Source organism: Steroidobacter flavus, from assembly GCF_042651805.1.
Classification (GTDB): Bacteria; Pseudomonadota; Gammaproteobacteria; order Steroidobacterales; family Steroidobacteraceae; genus Steroidobacter; species Steroidobacter flavus.
This window is the reverse complement of record NZ_JBHSDU010000014.1, coordinates 919,979-942,143: the sequence shown is the minus strand read 5'-3', so window position 1 is coordinate 942,143 and position 22,165 is coordinate 919,979. Positions and strand designations below refer to the sequence as shown.

At 61.1% G+C, this 22,165-nt stretch carries 10 protein-coding genes; 8 read left to right on the top strand and 2 right to left on the bottom strand.

All coding sequences use genetic code 11. The features are described from left to right. Genes flgF through ACFPN2_RS26590 form a run of 6 tightly spaced genes read left to right on the top strand, consistent with a single transcriptional unit; the run spans position 1 to position 4,232 of the window. On the top strand, positions 1–1,215 hold the full coding sequence (gene flgF / locus ACFPN2_RS26615) for a flagellar basal-body rod protein FlgF (protein WP_380602297.1): 1,215 nt from the start codon (positions 1–3) through the stop codon (positions 1,213–1,215). Further along, a complete protein-coding gene (locus ACFPN2_RS26610; RefSeq protein WP_380602295.1) occupies positions 1,212–2,006 on the top strand; it encodes a FliM/FliN family flagellar motor switch protein in 795 nt (264 codons plus the stop codon). Before flgF ends, ACFPN2_RS26610 begins: the two co-directional genes overlap by 4 nt. Before the next feature lie 11 nt (positions 2,007–2,017). Continuing rightward, on the top strand, positions 2,018–2,323 hold the full coding sequence (locus ACFPN2_RS26605; RefSeq protein WP_380602293.1) for a FliM/FliN family flagellar motor switch protein: 306 nt from the start codon (positions 2,018–2,020) through the stop codon (positions 2,321–2,323). Positions 2,324–2,337: 14 nt separating this feature from the next. Beyond that, positions 2,338–2,727: a flagellar biosynthetic protein FliO gene (locus tag ACFPN2_RS26600; protein WP_380602291.1), complete on the top strand. Its 390-nt coding sequence runs from the start codon at positions 2,338–2,340 to the stop codon at positions 2,725–2,727. Continuing rightward, positions 2,724–3,485, top strand: a complete 762-nt coding sequence (gene fliP / locus ACFPN2_RS26595) for a flagellar type III secretion system pore protein FliP (protein WP_380602289.1) — start codon at positions 2,724–2,726, stop codon at positions 3,483–3,485. The genes ACFPN2_RS26600 and fliP overlap by 4 nt, the downstream gene beginning before the upstream one ends. An 18-nt stretch (positions 3,486–3,503) precedes the next feature. Next, a complete protein-coding gene (locus tag ACFPN2_RS26590) occupies positions 3,504–4,232 on the top strand; it encodes a sigma-70 family RNA polymerase sigma factor (RefSeq protein WP_380602287.1) in 729 nt (242 codons plus the stop codon). A 15-nt stretch (positions 4,233–4,247) separates the two neighbouring features. On the opposite strand, the gene ACFPN2_RS26585 is transcribed toward ACFPN2_RS26590, so the two are convergent. Next, positions 4,248–4,625 (bottom strand): hypothetical protein, encoded by a 378-nt coding sequence (locus ACFPN2_RS26585; RefSeq protein ID WP_380602285.1) that lies wholly within the window; start codon positions 4,623–4,625, stop codon positions 4,248–4,250. Then, complete coding sequence (locus ACFPN2_RS26580) at positions 4,625–5,128, bottom strand: hypothetical protein (protein WP_380602283.1); 504 nt, start codon at positions 5,126–5,128, stop codon at positions 4,625–4,627. Before ACFPN2_RS26580 ends, ACFPN2_RS26585 begins: the two co-directional genes overlap by 1 nt. A 161-nt stretch (positions 5,129–5,289) precedes the next feature. On the opposite strand from ACFPN2_RS26580, the gene ACFPN2_RS26575 reads away from it, so the two are divergent. Beyond that, complete coding sequence (locus tag ACFPN2_RS26575) at positions 5,290–21,015, top strand: DUF6531 domain-containing protein (protein WP_380602282.1); 15,726 nt, start codon at positions 5,290–5,292, stop codon at positions 21,013–21,015. Next, complete coding sequence (locus tag ACFPN2_RS26570; RefSeq protein ID WP_380602280.1) at positions 20,966–21,787, top strand: hypothetical protein; 822 nt, start codon at positions 20,966–20,968, stop codon at positions 21,785–21,787. Before ACFPN2_RS26575 ends, ACFPN2_RS26570 begins: the two co-directional genes overlap by 50 nt. The last annotated feature ends 378 nt before the right edge of the window (positions 21,788–22,165 follow it).

Genomic DNA, 22,165 nt, shown 5'->3' with positions numbered 1-22,165 from the left:
ATGTTCGGATCGATCTACACGGCGCTCGCGGGCATGAACGCCTACTCGCAGGGCCTGAACGTAATCAGTAACAACGTCGCGAACTTGAATACGCCGGGATTCAAAGTTTCCGATCCGTTGTTCCGCGAAATCGTCTATCGCCAGATTCAAGAGAGCGAAGGCAGCGGCGGTGGGCTGCGGCCGCAAGGTGCTGGCGTGGAGGCGAACGCCGCGGGTCTCAGCTTCGGCCAGGGCGAGCTGCGCGATACCGGCAACGATCTGGATGTCGCCATCGACGGCAGCGGGTTCTTCGTGCTCGAGCAGGACGATGGCTCCTATCGTTACACCCGTGCCGGTCAGCTGACCTTCAATGACGACGGCATCCTGGTGGAGCGCACCACCGGCACCCATGTGTTGTTCAACTCCACGGAAGTCGGCAACGGACTCTTCGATATCACCGACTTTCGATCTCACGCGCCCAAGGCGACGAACACCGTGATGCTCAGTGGCACGCTGGCGCGAACCAGCACGAGCGCAACTTATGAGTTGCCGACCCTCACTGTGTTCGACTCGGCGGGAACGTCGGTAGCACTGCGCGGCCGCTTCACCCGAAGCAGCGACGATCCGCTGAGCTGGACCGTGGAACTGCTGGGCTCGGCAAATACGGTGTTGGGATCCGGAACCATCGCTTTCAACCAGGACGGGACGCCGGCGCAAGACCGCAACTCAGTCACGATTCCGGTGAGTGGCACGGGCGTGCAACCGTTCGATGTCATATTCAACTTCGGCGCGGTGGGCTCGTACGCCGGCGTCAGCAGTCCAGCGACGAGCACTTCGTCGGCGTTGCAAATGCTGAAGCAGGACGGCATGACGATCGGTTCTCTGACCGGGACTTCGTTCGATGAGCAAGGGCAGCTGAAGCTGTCGTATTCCAACGGTCAGATCAAGACGGTCGGCAAGCTGGTGCTCGCGCAGTTCGAAAATCCCGAGCAGCTGAAGGCGCTCGGCGGCGGCATGTTCACGATGAAGGACGGTGCGCAGGAGCACTTGGGTCAGGCGATGGTGTCAGGCATCGGGCGCGTCGTCGGTCGCAAGGTGGAAATGTCGAACGTGGATCTCACGCGGCAGTTCACCGACCTGATCATTCTGCAACGAGGCTATCAGGCCAGCTCGCAGGTCAGCTCCATCGCCAATGAGCTGATCCAGACCTTGCTCGCGATGGATGCTCAGCGATGAGCGGCGCGCCGGAACATTGCGACTCCATTGTGTTGATCGGTGCCAGCCGGCGGCAGCGACTCGCCGATTCGATCAAGCACTCGATCGAGGAATGGCGGCAACAGTGGAGCGCCAATAGTCATGTTGCTTTCGAAGTCGACGTGGCGGAAGTGCTTTGCCGGCGACCTGCATTCAGCGGCGGACGGGCGGCGACCTTCGGGGCCGACGCTGCAGATCAGTTGCTCGCTCTCGCGGTCCCCACAGAGTCACAACACGAACTATTGGGCTTGGCCGCGCCGAGGATAACGGCTGACAGCGGCGAAACAGCGAATGCGGTGCTCACTGAGGCACTGCGCGATTTGTGCTTGCGACTCGCACGTTCGAATTCCGGCGAGCCCGTGAATGTGGCGGCGTTGCAGGGAGAGAAGCTGTCGCAAGTCTGGGCGCGCTATGGATTGTCGGTGACGGTGAGAATCGGCACGGACCGCGTATTGATGCGCGCGAGATTGTTTCCTTCGCTACTGCTCGCGATGTTGCCGTCGACCGGCGTCAAGCCGGGCGAGCCGTTGGTGTCTCGAAAAAGTGCCATCGGTACGGAAGCAGTGCCTGTGCATGCCTGGTTGGGTGAAGCCGATGTGGCGTTGTCGGATCTGGCGAAGCTGCAGATTGGCGATGTGATTCTGCTCGAAGCGAATGTGACCGACGGCGGCTATCTGGCGCTGCCGGACGGACGGCAACTGGCACAGATTCGCCTGGGGAGTGCGTCGGGTCGGCGCGCGGTGAGTGTCGTTGGGAAAACGGCTGGACGGTGAGGAACGAAACGATGTCGAACGTAGTGAGCAATATCGAGCTGGCGGACCTGACCGGCGGCACCGATCGCACGCCGGCGCTGGGCGAGCGCCTGGATCTGATCGGTCATGTGAAAGTGAAATTGACGGTGGCGCTCGGCGCGGCGGAGCTCAGCATCGCCAAGCTGTTCTCGCTGTCCCCCAGCGACGTGCTGACCCTGGATCGCAGCGTCGAAGCGCCGGTCGATATCCGGCTGAACGACAAAGTCATCGCTCGCGGCACTCTGGTCGCTGTCGGTGACAATTTCGGTGTGCGCGTCACGGATATCTTGCGCGAGTGACGCCGATGCAAGGGATGGAGACGAGGGCAGGGATCGCACGTCGCGTCGTGACTGCGCTCGCGCTGAGCGTTGTTCTGGTCGGCACATCGGCGGCTCAGGATTCCACGCCGCTCGCGCAAGGTCGCGACATCGTGCAAATGCCGAGCATGTGGCGGGTGGTGTTTGTATTCCTGCTGATCGCGGGCCTGGCGGTGGGCGCCGCCTATGCATTGCGACGTTTCTCACCCAACTTGTCCCGGGGCCTGGCGCAGCAAGGACCGTTGCGCGTGATCGATCGAGCCTCGGTCAATGCCGGCCTGCGAGTGCATCTCGTGGAAGCCGACGGCACCCGCATTCTGATTGCGGAACATCGAGCGGGCATCTCGATGCTTCAACTTCCCAGCGTCAAGAACGAATCACCATGACATCCTCGCGGCACAAAGTTTCAGGGAAGTGGCTTCTGGGCGGCGCCTTGCTGTTGCTGCCCGGCGTGCTGTTCGCGGCGGCCGCGCCGAATCCGGGATTCTCCATCGACTTCACCGGCTCGAACGGCGCGTCGCTGGCGCAGCCTTTGCGCATCATCCTGATGCTCACGGCGCTGTCGGTGCTGCCGGCGGTTGTGATCGCAATGACGTCATTCACTCGTACCATCATCGTGCTGTCGATGTTACGACATGCGTTCGGCATGCAGGACACGCCGCCCAACATGGTGCTGCTGAGCCTGGCGTTGTTTCTTACCCTGTTCACCATGGCGCCGGCCATCGAGCGCATCAACCAGAACAGCATTCAGCCGCTGCTGGATCAGAACATGGATTTCCAGGCGGCGGTCACCAACGCGGTCGATCCGCTGCGGGAGTTCATGGTGCGTCAGACGCGCGAGAAGGATCTGGCGTTGATGCTCGAGATCGCCAAAGCGCCACGGCCGGAGTCGATCGAATCGGTGAAGACCATTCATCTGGTGCCGGCCTTCCTGCTGAGCGAGCTGAAGACCGCGTTCCAGATCGGCTTCGTCATCTTTCTGCCGTTCCTGCTGCTCGATCTGGTGGTGGCGAGCGTGCTCATGTCGATGGGCATGCTGATGGTGCCGCCGACCATCATTTCGCTGCCCTTGAAAGTGCTGATGTTCGTGCTGATCGACGGCTGGGGACTGGTGGTGCGCGCGTTGTTGGGCAGCTTTCATTGAGTGCGGCAGGCGTTCAAGATGCCAGAGCCCACCGATCGTACCGGGCCTGCACGGCAACTCTGGGAAGCGTATGCGTTGTCGCGCGACCCGCAGACGCGCGGTGAATTGATCGAGCACTACATGCCGGTCGCGAAGATCATTGCGGCCAAGGTGTTCGGTCTGCGCACCGATGTGACGGCGAGTTTCGACGACTATCTGCAATATGCGCGGGTGGGGCTGGTCGAGGCTGTCGACCGTTTCGACTGGACTCGCAGCGTGCCGTTCGAGGCTTATTCGGCGCCGCGCATTCGCGGGGCGATCTTGAACGGCATCGCGCATGAAACAGAATTCTCGGCGCAACGCAGTTTCTGGCGCGTGCGAATGCAGGATCGCACCGACTCGTTGTTAGGTGACAAGAGTCAGCAGCCCGAGCGTGCGACGCTGCAGGAATTGATTCAGGTCACCGTCGGTCTGGCGTTGGGCCTGGTGCTGGATGAGTCGGCGGAGGAGCCGGTCGACGAGCAGCTGCAGTCCAATCCGTATGCCATGACGGAAATGGAGCAGCTGATCCGGCAAGTGCGGGCGTTATTGGTGAAGCTGCCCGAGCGAGAACAGCAGATTATTCGCGAGCATTATTTCGAGCGCCGGGAGTTGCAAGCGATCGCGACGGAGTACGGGCTCACCAAGGGCCGCGTTTCGCAGATTCACGCGCAGGCGATCGGTCGCTTGCGCAGCCTGCTGGGGGAGAAGATCGATACCAAACTTTGAGAGGGCGGAAATCGTTCAGGTGCTGACGGCCAGTTTGCGTAACAACTGATCCAGACGCTCGCTGAGCTTCGGGTCGCCACCCAGTTGACTGCTGACTTTCTGAATCAACTCGGCAAATGCCGCGTCCGCCGCGAGCTCTTCGCCCAGCTCATGCAACAACACTTGTCTGACGAAGACTTCACGCGCCCGTTGCGCATTCCAAGCGCCCGGCTTGGTCAGCGGCGTGAGATGCGATTGCAGCCGTCGCTCGACCGGCTGACTCGGTTCCGTCTCATTGGTTCGCTCGCCTGCATGGGGCGGCCGTGCGCCTTGCGCTCGATTGGCGGATTTAGCCGACGCGCTGGTGGTCCACAACGAGCGGACCAGAGAAAGAAAAGGTCGCAGCGGATCCATTAGTGGCGAGTGACACCGTACAAGGAGAAGTCAGTGCGCACGGCGTCGTCTTTGGGGCCGCTCTGATCGTTGTTGCTCGCGATAGTCTCCTTGATCCGCGTCGCGAGCATGCGCATGTCGGTATTCAACGCCGCATTGTCACGATTGAGCTCGATGCCGCGTTCCAGGCTTTCCACCGAGGCCTGAAGATCGTCCACCGCCAGCGCATCCAGGCCCCGCTTGAAATGTTTGAGCGCCGCGTCGTCCTCCAGGCTCTCCAACGGCGCCAGCACCGCCGACGCATGCTGAGGCTGCGCCATCGTCAAATGCAGCAGGCCCAGCTGCAGGCGTGCCGTGTGTAGCAACGGATTCAGCGCGACCGCTGCGGACAATTCCAGCACCGCTTCATCGTACCGGCGCTGTTGAGCCAGCTCGGCGCCCAGCAAGTAGCGGATCTCGCCATTGCGCGGATCGGCGACAGCGGCGCGGCGGAGTTCGTCGATTTTCGGGTCTTGCGGGTCCATAGCAGCTCCATGATCGCGAGCGGGTATTGAAGCATGTCGGGGAGCCGGGCTCCAGACAGAAATTTCTCGTCGAAGCCTAAACCGATTCGCAGAATCCTGGAGTAACTGATCAATGGGCCGTCGTGTTCGCGCGGGCCTGTCAGCTACAGAAGGGAAACAGCATGGTTGCGGTAGTCAGCAGCGCGGGATTGGGATTGTTCGGTTCGTCGGTGTCCGCGCTGGGTGGCATCGGAGCGTCGGGCAATGGCGCGGTGGGGCGGGGGAACGATCGAGTTTACGTCAACACGGCCAACGGCAATCTGATTATTCAGAGTCAGGATGAGCATCTGAGCTCTTTGGGCCTCGATCTCAATCTGGTGCGCACGTACAACTCGCAAGGACTGCTGGATGATGACAACGGAGACAACTGGCGACTGAGTCTTCATCAGCGGGTTTACAACCTCACCGGTAATGCCAATACGGCCGGCAGCGCGGTCACTAAAGTATTTGGCGATGGTCGTGAGGTTATATATCGCTACGACGTGGCGCGGCAGCGTTATATCAGCACTGAGGGCGATGGCGCTCATGACACGCTCACGTATAGCGTCGGGGGCTGGACATGGATGGACGGGTCCAGCCGCAGCACAGAGATCTACAACAGCGCAGGTCTTCTTACCAGCTCCGCAGACACAGATGGCAACGCCGTATCTTACGAATACGTCGGCTCGCTGCTCACGGAGATCGAGGATTCGTCCGGGCAGCGCACCTATCTTGACTATACCAGCAACAATCTCACCCAGATCCGTGTTGTCAGCAATGGGGTCACCCAGACACTGACTCGCTACGAGTACGACACCAGCAATCGTCTGAGCCGGGTGCGCGTCGATCTTTCGCCGCAGGACAATGCGGTCAGCGACGGCAACATCTACGAGACCACCTACACCTACGATGGCGGCAGCCATCGTGTTGCCTCGGTGACTCAGAGCGACGGCAGCTCAGTCGTGTTCACTTATGAGCTGATCGATGGAGTGTATCGCGTCGCTAGCTACAGCGAGGGTGGCACGCCCGCGAGCGTGGCAGCCAACACGGCGATGCTCACTGCCACGCAGCCAGTGGTCACGACACAAACTTACAATATCAACTCGAGCGCAGTGACCTCGCCCGGCTGGCAGGGAGCCGCAGATATCGCCGAGGAGCCTGATACGTTTTATGAAGGGTTCGGCTCGGTCGCTTTCAATGCCGCTGGCGATGGCATGGCGCTGTGGGGTATGGGCACGAATGGCGGTGAGCCCAGAGCGTATGTGCGTTACTACACCAAGGTGACCGATAGCTGGAGCGCGCCGATCTTCGTGCCGGGATTGATGGCTGGAGAGTTGGCGATTGACGATGACGGCAATGCCCTCGTTGCGTGGAGCACGTCCATTGGAGGAGGTACGTGGAGTATGTATGCGTGTCAGTACGACGCGCTCACTCAGTCGTGGAGTTCGCCAGCGATGGTGTCTACTCAGCTGGGATCTGATATTGGAATCACCGGCTACAATGTTGCATTAAACAATGGTCGAGCCGTCGTTTCCTGGGGCTTCCGACAGCCACCGCAGAACACCAGCCTCTATGCGGCGACCATGGTGAACGGTGTCTGGGGCGCGCCCACGCTGATCGAGAACACTTCGCGAGGCGTCTCCAACTCAGATCTGGAAATGGACTCCGACGGCAATGCGACTGTGGTTTGGTACGAAGCAAGGGAGGGAAGCACGGCTGGCGGCGGAGTGTGGGTCAATCGCTGGAGCGCCTCGACGGGTACCTGGTCGGGTCCGACCCTGCTCGGATCGGCTGGCCAGACTGTAGTAGATATCAGGCTCGCATTCGATGGTGCAGGTAACGGATTTGTCGTATGGCGCCTGTTAGACGCAATCGTGGTGAGGCGCTATGACGCTACTATTGGTTGGGAGTCGGAGCAGTCCTTTGCCACGCCGTACGGAGCTTCGATGGCTCTGGACGCTGATGCTCAGGGCAATGCCATCCTTGCTTGGGTCGAGAATGGCGTGCTCAAAACGCGCAGGTACGACGCACTTAGCTCGACGTGGGGATCTATCCAGGCTATCGCGGGCTCGGTGAACGCGCTAGATTTCGAGTCTTATTACCTGACCATCCGCGCAGCCATCGATGGCGACAAGGCCATGGTGCTATGGACGCAGCCCGGTACAGGCCCAGGCCAGAAGTTGTACGCTGCTCGTCTAACGGCGGGTATTTGGGGTGCAGCAGAGCACGTCGGCCCGAGCACGATGTACTCCGCGACTGAGCGTGCTGCGGGAATGACTGCGGGCGGAGACATCTTCGTCGTCTTTCGGCACCACAGTTCCAGTACCTACTACGACGTTTTCACAAACCGCTTCGTCAGCAGCTACCGCTACACGATTCCAGCTGGCGCGACGTGGGCTTCCATCGCGCAGGCCGTATACGGCACGTCGAGCGCTGCGGCGGCGGACCAATTGCGAGACCTGTTAGGTAATCCGGCGCTTGTCGCAGGAAACGTTCTACGGGATTTGCCAGTGCAGCTGTCCGTGACCAGCACGACGCAGGTGCCGGTTACGCCGTACTACAATGTGCAGCCCGGCGACACTTGGGTCAGCATCGCTCAAACAATCTATGGCACAGGTGATGGCGCCGCAGCGGCGGCTCTTCGGTCGGCATTGGGCGATCCGACGCTGACTGCTGGAGCACATCTGGAAGTACCGCTCACGCTGTCTTTCACTTCGCTCGGTCGAGTTACGACACTGACGTACAGCTCGCCGATCGCCGGTTCGGGGTCGCAGACGCGTACTGCCAACAATGGCGTGCTCTCGAACACCGACGTACAAACATCGACGCAGTCATACGGTGTGAATGCCGGTGCGCTCATCTCGACACGCACCGACACGACGACCACCAACTACACTCTCAACAATGGTGTGCTGACGATTCCGCCGGGTGCGGGAGGATGGTCGCCAGCCGAGTTGTTGGAGAGTGGCACAGCTCACGCCAGCTCGCCGCAGGTGGCATTCGATGCATTTGGCAACGGACTGGTGGTCTGGGCGCAGGCCAGCGACATCATCGTTCGCCGCTACGACGCTGCAACCAACACTTGGGGTGCATCGACGACACTGGACGCGCGGACCGAAACCGCAGCGGTTCCTCAACTGGCCATCGATTATACGACCGGCAACGCCGTCATTGCATGGGTGCAGAGCGATGGCGTTGCGCAATCCATCCATGCAAGAGTGTTCAACGCTTCGAGCAGCGCATGGGGCACCACGCAGCTGCTGGAAAGTGGCACCGGCGCTGTCTCTGCTCTGCCTACGGATCTGGGAGTCGCCATGGCGGGCGGCTACGCAGCGGTTGCCTGGACGCAGCACGACGGCACCGAGAACAGTATTTTTGTATCTCGATTCAGCAGTGGGAGTTGGTCGAGTGCCACCGCCGTCGACAACAGTTCTGCCGAGGCTGAGCAGGCAAAGGTCGCGATGGATAGCAGTGGCAATGTTTCCGTCGTCTGGCGCCAGCATTCCGCCACTGACGACCCACACATTTACTACAGTCGCTTCAGTGCCAGCACACAGAGTTTCAGCACGCCCCTGTTTCTCGATGGCTGGGACGACGGCGATCGTTTTCCAGATATCGTGTTCGATGCGCAGGGCAACGGCTTTCTGGTATTCGGCAACGGCCCCTTCGTCAGTCGCTTCGACGCGGCGACTGCAACGTGGGGACCGATGCAGTACATGGATTCGGAACAGGACTCCGGCCTGGGCTGGGGCTGGGACATAGCGATCGACGCTGCGGGCAACGCCATTCTGGGTTGGGTCAGCGGCTACGACGGAGACAGTGAAGTTCGCGTGCGTCGTTACGATGTCACAACGGGCGTCTGGAGTAGTGCGACGACGCTCGAGAACAGCACGGGCCCGCTGGATCCTGATGGCAACGTGAGCGTCGGCATCAATGGTGTCCACGCTGTTGCCGCCTGGGTGCAGGCGGAGGGCTCATCGTCCAATTTGTATGCTGCGCGCCTGGACAATGGCACCTGGGGCGCCCGACAACTGATGGAGTCGCGAGACGAGCCGAGCGCCCAGGCTCAGATCGCGATCGATCCGTCGGGCAACGCCGTCATCGTCTGGCGTCAGGCCGACGGGTTTGCGCGATCGATTTATCAATCGCGTTACACGCAAGGCAACGGCACGCCTTACTACACCGTGCCCAGCGGTCCGACCTGGCAGTCGCTGGCCAACACGTTGTACGGAGTGAACAGCGCGGCGGCGGGCAGCGCTCTACAGGCAGCATTGGGGAGTCCGACGCTCACGGCCGGCTTGCAGCTCACCAATCTACCACCGGTGCTGTCGATCACGACCACGACCGTCACGCAGGTCACGCCGTATTTCGTCATTCCCAGCGGTGCGACCTGGCAGTCGATTGCAAATACGTTGTATGGCATCGACAGCGCGGCGGCGGGCAGTGCCTTGCAGGCGGCGATGGGCAACCCGCCGTTGACAGCGGGCGAGCATCTCACCGATCCACCCCAGACATTGACGGTGACCACCACGACGACGGTCATCGTAGCGCCGTACTACACGGTGCAAGCAGGGGACACATGGGCCGAAATCACGCAGACCGTCTACGGAACAAATGATGCCCAAGCCGTCGCAGCGCTGCGGGCAGCGCTAGGCGATCCGTCGCTTACGACGGGGACGCGGCTGACCGTCCCGCAGACGTTGATGTTCGGCAGCGGTGGATCGATTGCTGGTTACTTGCGCACCGATGTGGCTGATGCCGCCGGTCGGGTGACCAGTTATTTCCAGAACGCCGCCGGCCGTCTCACCAGCGTGTTGGCGCCGGAAATGGCGGGTGCTCGCATCGAGACACGCTACGACTACGATGCTGACGGCAATGTCATCAGCATCGTCGAAGATCCATCCGGTTTGAATCGCGTCAGAACGCTGGAATACGACGAGCACGGCAACCTGCTGCTTACTCGAGACAGCGCGGGCGTGACTGTGACGCGTACCTATGACGCCGACAATCAGCTGGTGACCGAAACCAGCTATCTGCAAGCCGATCCCGATGGCGCAGGCGGCGCCACGGCTTCCCAGCCGCTAACGACACGTTACATCTACGACAGCGAACAACACCTGAGATTCGTAGTGTCCGCTGCCGGAAGAGTGACAGAGCATCGCTACGATGCCGAAGGGCGACGCACGGCGACCTTGTCTTACAGCAGCGGTGTGTACGATGTGACCTCGCTGTCCGTGACGACGGCGCTGAGCGAAGCACAGCTGGTTGCCTGGGCGCTACTGCAGGACCGGACGAAGCTACAGCGCACCGATTTTGACTATGACTTCCGGGGCTTGCTGAGCAGCTCGACCAGCTACGAGCGGACTGACGGCGCGGGTAGCGGGATTGCGCAGGGCGCCGCAACGACACGCTACATCTACGATCAGCGAGGTTGGCTGCTGCAAACAATCGACCCTCGAGGCAGTGCCTCGAACGCCAGCGACCCGAGCACGCCTTATGCCACGACCATGACCTATGACGGATTGGGGCGCGTGCTGACCGCGACTCAGTGGATCGCGAACGGCACCCTGCGCACGGCCGTGACCCAATTCGACGATGCCGGCAATCGAATCGTCACCACCTCTCCGGACGGTCTGGTCACGACCGCCGTGTTCGATCGGATGGGACAATTGCTGACCACCAGACTGAGCGGCGACAGTCTCACCGGCATCAGCACCACGTCCTACACCTACGATGCCACAGGCAACTTGAGAATCGTCACCGATCCCACCGGTGTTCGGCAGCACTCGCTCTACGATCCGAACGGCCGCAAGGTGGCGGACATCGACGGCAACGGCACGCTGACCGAGTACGTCTACAACGATGCCAACGAGATGGTGAAGACCATCAAGTATGCCGATGCGTTGACGGTCGCGTCACTGGCTTCGCTGGTCGACAGCTCGGGTAATCCGACCGATGTCAGCCTGGCAACGTTGCGAGCTGCGCTGCCGACCACGATCGGCCGGGCCAGCGATCAGATCTTACGTAACGTTTTCGATGCCGCGGGCAGGCTGGTTTATACCATCGATGCGGGTTGGGCAGTTACGCGTCGGCATTACGATGGTGCCAACCGCATCACCGGCGTAGTGGAGTATGCCCAGCGAGTGACGATCGCCGGCAGCCAGGGCGAGCTGTCCGAGGCGGTTCTCTCACCGCTGCTCGACCAGAACGACCCGAACAACCGTTGGCTGCGCAGCTTCTACGATAACGACGGCAAACTCGTCGGCACGCTCGATGGCGAAGGCTATCTGGTCGAATCTCTGCGAGATGCCGCTGGACGTGTGCAGCGGCAAGTGGAGTACGCGAATCAGACCGACAGCGCGCTGTGGCGCACGGGCACGCTCGACCAGCTGCGACCGGCGACCGATACTGAGACCGAGATCGACTTCGAGCAGGACGTCGTTAGTTACTTCTTTTACGACGGCCAGGGGCGTCAAATCGGTGTGCTCGACGGTGAGGGGTACCTCACGGAAGCTGTCTATACATCGGCTGGCCATGTCGACAGAACCATTCGTTACGGTCGGCACAACGCCACCGGTACCGATCTCGGCGCGCTCGTCCATCAGACCGGCGACACACTCGAGAGCTTGCGATCGCGAGTGCCCGCCGGGGCGCTTAGTCAGACGACGAGCTATACCTATGATGGTGCTGGCCAGGTAATCACCAGGACCACGTATGACGGTACCGTAACGGCGTACGGTTACGACGAAGCCGGCCGGCAGAACAGTGTGACCGTCGCGCAGGGAACGCTTGATGCACGCACGAGTCAGGTCAAGTATGACCTGCTCGGCCGCGTGATCCGCGAGTTGTCCGCAGAGGGCGCGCTCGCGCTGCAAGCGCTAGGCGCGTCGCCGACCCCGGCGCTGATCACTCAGGTGTGGGATCGCTACGGGATCAGCTATGAGTACGATCTCGCCGGCCGTCGAGTGTCCGCGACGACCACGCCGTACGATGCGACCACGGGCGCTCAGACCAGTACGACTTACTACTACTACAACGACGACGGCCAGCTGCGCTTCACCGTCAACGCGCTCGGCGAGCGTGTTGAGTTGCGCTACAACGCGCTAGGGCAGCTTACCGAACAGATCGCTTATACCAATCGGATTTCGACGGCTGGATTGCATGGCGGCTTGCTCGATGCGACGACGCTGACGCAGCTCACCGCCAGCCCTAATCCTGCGAAAGATGCGAAGACCGCCTTTACGTATACGCTGCGCGGCGAGGTGGCAAGCCGCGTTACTGCCGAAGGCAGCAGCATTACCAACGTCTACGATGCTTTCGGTCAACTCCATTCCCGGACGACGATCAGCGAGACGAGCAACGAACTGCAGCGCTACACCTACGACCGACGGGGCTCGTTGCAGCAAACGCAGACCGATCCCAACGGCGTCAATGCCACCGAGATGCGCGCCTACGATGCGTTCGGCCGACTCATCAGCGTGCGGGATGCCCGGGAGAACATCACACGTATCAGATACGATCGGTTGGGACGTGAGATCGCGATCGTCGATGCGTTGAACGGCGAGCGCCTTGCGACGTATGACGCGTTCTCTCGGGTGCTCACGACGCGCGACGCATTGCTCAACGTGACTCGTTACAGCTATGACGTGCTGGACGAGCAAAACAACACCCGGAATGTGGTCGTGACCATGCCGGAGGGATTGAGTTTCACCACATATCGCAATGCTCATGGCGAAACCGTGCTGGTGAAAGATCCTCGGGGCGTGCTCACCGCGACTGAATACGACAAGAACGGGAACGTCGTTCGGACGATCCAGGGCGGCGTGGAGCAATCGCGCAACGTCTATGACACGGCCGGTCGTCTGCTGAGCACGCGCGATGCCAACGGCAACCTGACGAGGCTCTCATACGACGCGGTGAATCGCGTGTTCACCCGGACATTGCAAGGGTCGAGCGCGAATAGCGAGCTCGTCCTGACGACGACCTATGCCTATGACGGTCAAGGTCGGGTCATCGATGTCACCGATCCGAGCGGCAGTGTCACGCGCACCGAATACGATCGCGACGGGCGGGTGACGGATCTGTACACCGATTACGGCACCGGCAGGCTCAATCTCCGGACGCACTACGAGTACGACGTCGTCAACCGAACCGTCACAGTCACCGAGGGATACGGCGCCACCGGCGTGCACTTCTCGCCGCGCGTGACAAGGATTTCCTATGATCAATTGGGCCGTCGCATCGCTGAAACGATTGATCCCGGGTCCGGTGTCAATCCGGCGACCGGCGAGATCTATCTCAATCTCACGATTCGTTACGAGTACGACGAGAACGACAATCTGATTCGAAAGCAGGATGCGAGCGGACGCTATACGTGGTACGTCTACGACGAGCTCAACCGGTTGCGCTTCGTCGTCGACCCACCGAACGACACATTGGGTTCGGCGCTGTTTGGCTTGAGCGGCGTGACGGAAACGCGTTACGACGCGGAGAACCGGATCACCAGCACGCGCCACTATGCAACGGCAGTGACCGGGCCTGGATCGACGGTACGTGAGCTACCGCTTGCCACGATCGCCGGCCAGGTGGGGACAGGCACGGCGCAAGATCGAGTCGTGATATTCATCTACGATCGCGACGGCCGGCAGACGTATCAGATCGATGCGGGCGGCACGTTGACATACCTCGAGTACGACGGTAGCGGCAACGTCGTTCGCCGGACCCAGTATGCAGATAAGGCCGCCTCGGGCAGCTATTACACCGGCGCAACGTACTCTGCCGCCACAGGCACTCATACGTTGTATGTCGGCGCTTCGGCGGTCGACACCATCACGGCAGATGGCACGCGGGATCGCGCGACAAGCGCGCTGTACGACAGCTTCAATCGCGCCATTTTCACCATCGACGCAGTCGGCGACGTCGTTGCTTACAAGTACGACGGCAACGGCAACCTCGTTTCGACCACGGCGTACGCCACGCAGGACACCGCCGTCACAGTGGCGACGGTGGCGGATTGGGTCCTGACACATACCAATGCAGACGATCGCACCACACGCTACTGGTACGACGGCGCTGGCCGACTGCGCTTTACGCTCGATGCCGAGGGCTATCTCACCGAGCAGCGCTATGACGACAGCACTCGTGAGCGAACCGACATCGTGTATGCCGTCAAGCCGACGATCGCAGCAAACGCGACGCTGACTCAAGTGGTCACCGCCGCGGGCGTGATCGATAACAATCTGGAAGATCAGCTGACATTGACTCGTCGCGATGCCGCGGGTCGCGTGACCAGCGTTCGCGACGCGCTCGGCAACACCGAATATTTCGGTTACGACGCGGTCGGAAACAAACTCTGGTTCACGAACAAGAAGGGCAGCGCCGCACAGGACGCGAATTACACCTGGCGCTACGAATACGACGCCAATCACCGCCTCGTCAAGGAGACGGCACCGCCCGTCGCGGTCGCGACAGTTACGACCGAGGGCACTGGCTTGCATGCTTCGACGGTAGCGAACGTCGCGCTTGAGACCGTCATGACCTACGATGCGTTGGGCAATGTTCGAACCCGCACGGAGGCTGCCAACACGACGCGCTCCCGTACGACGACGTACGAATACGACTCGATGGGCCGCCAGATCATCACGCGATATCCTCCGGCGGAGATCTATAACTATTCGAACGATACCGTGGTCACCGACGGCTCGTTGTACAGCGAAGTCGGTTACGACGCGCTCGGCAACGCCATTTACGGCCGGGACGTGGCGGGCAATTACACGCACAAAGGCTACGACGCTCTCGGCCGGCTGACCTGGGAGGTCGACGCTCAGCGCTACCTCACGTTCAACATCTACGACGCCTTCGGCAACGTGACCGAGACGCGGCGTTTTGCGGCCGCTATCGATAGCAATGTGGGCTCGGCCGGCCGACCGGTCATCGGTTACCCATCCAGTCCCGCGGTGGGAGCGAACGATCGCGTGCTCACGCGCGAGTTCGACAAGCTCAACCGGGTGAGCAAGGTCATCGAGCCGGCCGGCTTCGTCTTCGACTCGAGCCTGGTCTCGGGAACGCAGAGCGGAGAGGCCACTCCCCAAACTGTGTTCAAGTACGACGCGTTCGGGCAGGTCGTGCGAGAGTCGCGTCTGGTGCATGGGATCGGTCTGGGCACGAGTCCGCCGAGTCCCGATGCGAGTCCCTCGATCTGGGCGAGCAGCTACTACTATTACGATCGGCGCGGACTGAAGATCGCCGAGGTCGATGCGGAGCGCTACCTGACGCGTTACGAATACGACGAGACCGGCGACGTCAAGACCAAAACCGAATACGCGGGCCGTCTCAGCAGCGTTTCGATCGGTACGTTGCCGGTCGCACCACCGACGACCCCGACATCCGGCAGTAACCGCTACACGCGCTACAGCTATGACGTGCTCAACCGGCTGCTCTCCGAAACCCTGGATATCAACTATTACGATTTCAGCAATCCGATGCTGGAGTCGTACCGCACGGGCTCGACGTCGGTCAGCTACGGCTACGATGCGGTCGGTAACCGCATCACTTCGACAGTCAACAACGCAACGACGTACTCCTACTACGATGCGCTCGGGCGTGTCGTGGCGATCGCGGAACCGCGGCGGCTAGTCGCTCAGGCACAAGGCACATCGCTGACGCCTTACACGGAGATGTTCCGTGACGCGTACGGCAATGTAGTCAAACAGATCGAATACGCCGGCGACGTGGGTGCTGCCAGTACCAGCGTCAAGCCCACAGTGAGCGCCGGGCTGGCCAACGATTCGCGCAATCGTGTCACGCTCAATCGTTTCGACCTGCATGGGCGTTTGGTGGAAACGGCGATGGCCGCGCAGGTCGTGGGCCAGGCGGTCGATTCGAACAATGCCAGCTATGCAGTTCGACACGTCGCGTACACGAAACGCGGCGAGATCGCGAAGCAGTGGCAGACGATTCAGACCGTCAATCCCGATACGACGTCGGGCGCGCCGGCCTATATCAGCGAGACGATTTCCAGCACGCAGTACTACGACGCACTTGGCCGGCAGATCCGCATCGTCGAGCCGCAAGCAGCAGGACGCGTGCGCGACGCGTGGACCGACTACAGCGCGTTTGGCGAAGTGACCGAACGTCGCATGATGAATGCGAACGGCGTCGGCGTCTTCGGTCGCGAGACTTTCGAATACGATCGCAACGGCAGGCTGTGGCGAACCAACGCCGATACGGGCGCATACCGCGTTTATCTCTACGACTTGGCGGGCCGGGCCACCGCGGAGATCAAGAGCAAGGATTTGGACTTGCATGCAAGCGCGAACTTGCAAGCCGTCCTCAGCCTGCCTGGCACGAACCTCATGCGCTCGGAATCCGTCTACGATTGGCTCGGCCGCGTGGTCGAACAGCGTGGGCCGTCGTTCGAGCTGCTCGACAATACCTGGACAGTGATAGGCACGGCGGTGACGAATGTGTTCCAGTCCGTCGATCGCTGGGGCAACGTCACGCGCATCGTCGACGACCAGGGACGCACCACCGACTACTACTACGATCAGCGTAACAAGCTGATCAAAACCATCCTGCCGACGGTCGACGTGCTCAGCACCCGCGGCACTTTCGACGATCCCAGTGTGGCTCTGCCGCGTTTCCGACCGGTGGCTTACAACTATTACGATCGCGACGGCAACCTGATCGGCAAGAATATTCTCGAATCGCGGAACGTCGATCCCGCCGGCGTGGCGGGCGTGAAGCCCGTGGAGCAGGCGATCTACAACGAGGTCGGCCAGGTCATCAAGGAGAAGGGGCTCGCGACGGCGAACAACAACGCGGAACGTCTGTATACGTTGGATCGCTGGGGGCAGCGAGTTCAAAGTGTCGACGAACTGGGCTACCGCACCCGCTATCAGTATGACCAGGTCGGCAATCTCACCGGGCTGGCGCGGGAGCGCGGAGCGGGCGAATTCGACTCGACCGGCTTGTATCAACCCACCGACTTCCCGACGGTGCAGCGGCCGCCGGCCATGCAGGGGCCGAGCTCCGGCCACGAAGTCATTAAATATGCCTACGACCAGGCCGGCCGCCGCATCAGCGAGACGACTGGCGAGTTTACCGGCAGCTCCGGCAACGAGCAGGAAACGATTCGTTACTGGTACGACCTGTTCGGCAATCTGATTCGTAAGCGCGAGCCGCTGGGCGTGGTATCGGTGACCGCGAGCGACGGCTCGCAGATCGAGGTTCGTTACGAGACGACCTACGAATACGACATGAATGGCCGGAAGATCCGCGAGGTCGACGGCAACGGCAGCTGGATGACTTGGAGCTACGATTATTTCGGCTTGGTGCAACAACACCAGCAGCTCACCAACAGCAACGGCTGGGTAGCTTCCAGCGCATACGGTGCGACCGGCGATACCATCACCTACACCTACAACCGCGCTGGCTTGCTCGATTTCCAGAGCAGTACGTTCGGTCAGAGCATCGACTATCAATACGACGGCGCCGGGCACCTGCGCCGCATCGTCGACAACGGCACACAGCACGGTACCGGCCAGGGCATTCTCTACGGCATCGATCGCGACACGGACTACCGTTACAACTCGCTCGGCGAGCGCGTCGGCGAGCGGACGGTGATCGATGGCCTGACTCATCAGAATGCAACTATCGTTTTCGACGAGCTCGGACGCCTGAAGTCCGTGACCGATGTGCGCTCCAGCGTCGAGTATTTCTACGACGCGCGCGGCAATCGCACTCGCGTGCTCGAGACCTATCTCGATAACACCAGCCAGTCGCGCACCCACGAGGACTGGTACGTCTATGACGAGCTCAATCGAGTCGTCATCAGTCAGGGTGTGCTGTGGCAATCGTTCGCCATCAAGGAAATCCGCATCAACGAGACCCAGGGCGTGGAGCTGACGTATGACGCGCGCGGCAATCGTTCGACCAGCATCACGTATGGCAAGCGCCTGGTGCAAAGTACGACCATGGATGAGTGGGGCCAGACCCATACCACGTACTCGGAAGTGAACGGCTACGACGAGCATCGATATCACTACGACGGGTTATCGCGCCTGATCTGGGATTGGCGCTCGATGGACACCTACGACGAGTTCGGTAACTTCGTCGAGGGCTCGATCGACGATCCGTTCAGCCCTGGCATCGTCGCCGACGAGCGTTACTACGACCATGCCTCACGGCAGATCACTCAGATCGCGAAGTCGCTGGGTTCAAGCGGTGCGCTCGACACGCGTACCACCAACTCGACCTATGACGACAACGGACGCTTGTCACTCCAATCCACCGGCCTGAATGGATGGATGGAGTCGGAGATTCACTATGGAACGGCCTACTACGACCCCGGCTATTACTGGCCGGGCGACGAGCTGGGCTCGCCGGGTTCGTACACGCCCGCGGGCTGGCGGCCGGGTTACGACGCCGCCGGTGTATTGCGCGGCTATCGCGTCTATGCCTATCCTTCGGGACGCCCTACATATTTCACAAACCATTCGTTCGAGTACGTGCTGGGTGACAGCTATCAGGAAGCCACACACACAGCTCAGAGTTTCTCGACCAACGGCCAGCCGCCGCCGCAGCCGGGCTCCAACGAGCGCCTCTACAACGTCAACGGCGAGCTGGTCTCGTACTTCGATCCCGCCGATGTCAGCGGTGCGAACAATCGCATCTTCGCGACCAACGCCTCCGGGCAGGTGCTGACGGCGATCGCTGTCACCACGCCTTACTCGCAGTACAACTCCGGGCTCTTCAGCCTGTCGCTCGAGCACACGAGCAGTACGCCGTATGCAATGCCGGCGACGCAGTTCTATCGCTATGCCAACGGACAATACATCGGCACGTTCGGAACATTGCAGGCCGGCTCGTTCGCCGCAAACTTCAACACGACGTTCGAGCCGATCTCGAGCTACTACCCGGCGCCAGCGCCCGCGCAAGTAACCATCCAGGCCGGCGAGACGCTGCGTTCCATCGCCACGCGAGTGTTTGGCGACGGTGCACTGTGGTACGTGCTCGCGGATGCCAATGGCTTGACGATCGGGCCGGACGATTCGCTGAGCGACAAGGTCGGCTGGTCGCTGCGCGTGCCGAACGAAGTGGTCTCGATGACCAACAACGCCGGCACATTCAAACCATTCGCCGCGGCGGACGCGTTGGGCGACACCACACCGATCCAACCGGCGCCGCCTCCGCCGAAGTCCGGTAAGGGCTGTGGCATCGTCGGTCAGATCCTCATCATCGTGGTGGCGATTGTCGCGACGGTGTTGACAGCGGGGGCGCTCGCCGGTGCCGCAGGCTCCGGGCTCGGCACGATGTTCGCCGCTGGCAGCAGTGTATTGGCTGGCGGCGCTACGGTTGCCGGCGTGACCGTCGTGGGCTCCGCCGGCGCGTTCTTCACGGCGGCGGCTATCGCCGGCGCGGTCGGTAGCGCCATCTCGCAAGGATTTGCGATGGCGATCGGCATGCAAGACAGCTTCAGTTGGGAAGGTGTGGCACTGAGCGCGGCGGGCGCCGGTATCAGCAGCGCGATGGGGGCGTCGTCGTTCTTGAGCGGCACGTCGCTGTCACCGACCCAGGCGATGATGGTGAACGCCGCGACCAGCAACGCCTTGAACCAGGGCATCGGCATCTTGGTCGGGGCGCAGGACAAGTTCAACTGGCGCAATGTCGCGATGGCCGCCATGTCCGCACCGATTGTCAAGACGGCGGGACAGGGGGTTCAGAAATTGGGAACGTTCGTCACCGATGTGACGGAAAGCATCACCGGTTCTCTGGTTCGAGCCGCGTTCGGCGGCAAGATTGACCAGAAACAGGTGCTCGTCGATGCCTTCGGCAATGCGTTGGGCAACTCCATCGTGGAGGCGTTGACCCCTTCAGCGGTGACTCCGCAAGAAACAAAACCGAAGCCGCCGATGATCGGCGATAAGAAACGAGAGCCGATCTTGCCGGACAGCGAGGAGGTCGTTCAGCTCGCGGATTTGGATCCACGGGACGAGCTCGACGGCGATGGCTATGCGATCGACCAGGGCGCCTACTTCCCGGCGGAGAAGAGGGACGAGTTCAGAGCGAAATTCGCGGAGAAGGTCGGAACCTTCCATGAGGCATCCGACGCCTTGACCAAGGCGCTCGCCGACGCTGACAATCGTGGCTTCTTCGAGAAACTGCTCGACTACGTCCAAGACACGGACACCGAACGCGAGATCGATTTCCGCCGCCGCACGGTCGAGGCCGAATACAAAGAAGCGCTGCGCCTCGGCGCCATCGTCGCGATCTTCGATAGCGGTCAGGATCGCATTCCGTGGGTCCTGACCGAATCCAACGCCAAAATCTGGGCTGACCAGATTCCCGTCGAGAGCAGCCTGCTCGATAATGCCAAGGAGCTGAAGGCCTCGGTGCAGGAATTCAAGAAACGGGTCGGCAGCGCCGCCAGCATGTCTGCGGACGTCCGACGAGCCAGCGGCTTCGTCAAGGCGGTCGGCGGCAATTCGACGGCTGCGGCGTTGGCCACGTTCATCAACAAGTTCTCCAAGGGTATGGCGCAGAAGCTGGGCAAGGTCAGCGGCGTCGCCGGCAAGGTGGCCAAGCCGCTCGATTTGATTGACCGCGGTCTCAAACTGGAGAAGGATGTGGAGCATGTCGTCAACGTGGAGTCGCCGATTTCCAACAAGGATCTGGAGATGGTTGACGATGGCGATATCGGTGCCCCCGTGACCGAGCGCCTGCGTTTGCGGAATAACATCGAGATCGGCCAAGAACGCTTGGACCGCGCGGTGGACTGGTTTGACGACTGGGCAATGGGGCGTAAGGATGATCTGGTGGATGGAAAAGGGCGAACCCGAGAACTTATCGACACGGCTCAGGGCCAATAAGCGTCGATGGCTGATCGCGCTAGTGCTGCCGTTGGCGGGCATCGCCACGGCAGCCAACCCGCTTCCGGACCGCGCGAGTTATTTTGCGGGCGGGTTTGCCGCTGTGTTCGGCGGTTTCAGCGAGTTCATGGCGCTCGCCGGTGTCTGCCGAAGCCAGTTCACCGAGAGTTGTGGGCGGCGAATGCAGGAGATCGCGCCCGCGCTCGGTTCGGTGGTCGAGACGGCGCCGCTCATCACGGTCTTCGATGCGGCGGTCATCGACAAAGAGAATACCACGCTGACCGAAGCCAGTCTTCGCAAGCGGGTGGTGGCGGCGCACGACAAGATCGGTCGCGAGCTATTGAGCTTCGACAAGGATCTGCTGCAGCGATATCGCGCGCTGATATCGGTCTGTCCCTATCGCAGTTACGACTTCATGCCGCCGAACCTCGATGTCACGTTTCCGCGATACTGGCAGCTGTCGCCCTCCGCCTATGCGGCCGTCAAACAAGAGATCGAGGATGCCGCCAATCGATCCGCGCAACAAATCCGCGGCTGGCCGAAAGCGCGTTGTTATGAAGCGCGCAACTTCGGCGCGACCATTCTATCCAGCCTCGAGCTGCGGCTGAGGCCGTATGGGGAGGCGGGATGGGAAAACCTCCCGGCGCAGGAATTCAATAAATCTCTCAACCATGTTTTCAACGTTGCCCTGACTTTCGAAGAGACCGTGCATCCGAACGTCAGAAAGGCGGTTGAGGCGAAATGGGCGGAGTACGATAGGAAGATGCGTTGAGAGGCGCCTCGCAACCTCACAACTGCAACCTCACACCCGCGCTCTCGGCAAACTCAACGCGGTCCAGTTAGCCGAAGCAGGCTGCCTGCTGAGCTACGAGGAGATGCACAAGCTCTTCTCATTGTGTGGCGAAATATACGCGCTGGAGTATCTTGGTCTCCGGTCCGATGGATCGAGCCAGGCTCGTTTGGAAGCAGCCGTTCGGAGGCACTTCCGAGTCGAATGCAGAATGCGAAGTTGGTTGCCGAAGATCGTGCCGAGGGCTGGAGTGCGGACAGATGGTGGTTCAAGGCATTATCCAACTAACTTGTTCAAGCTCGTATTGATTATCCGGATCTGGATGAGCGGTAGATCTTCGAACACGTGAAGTACTTCTGT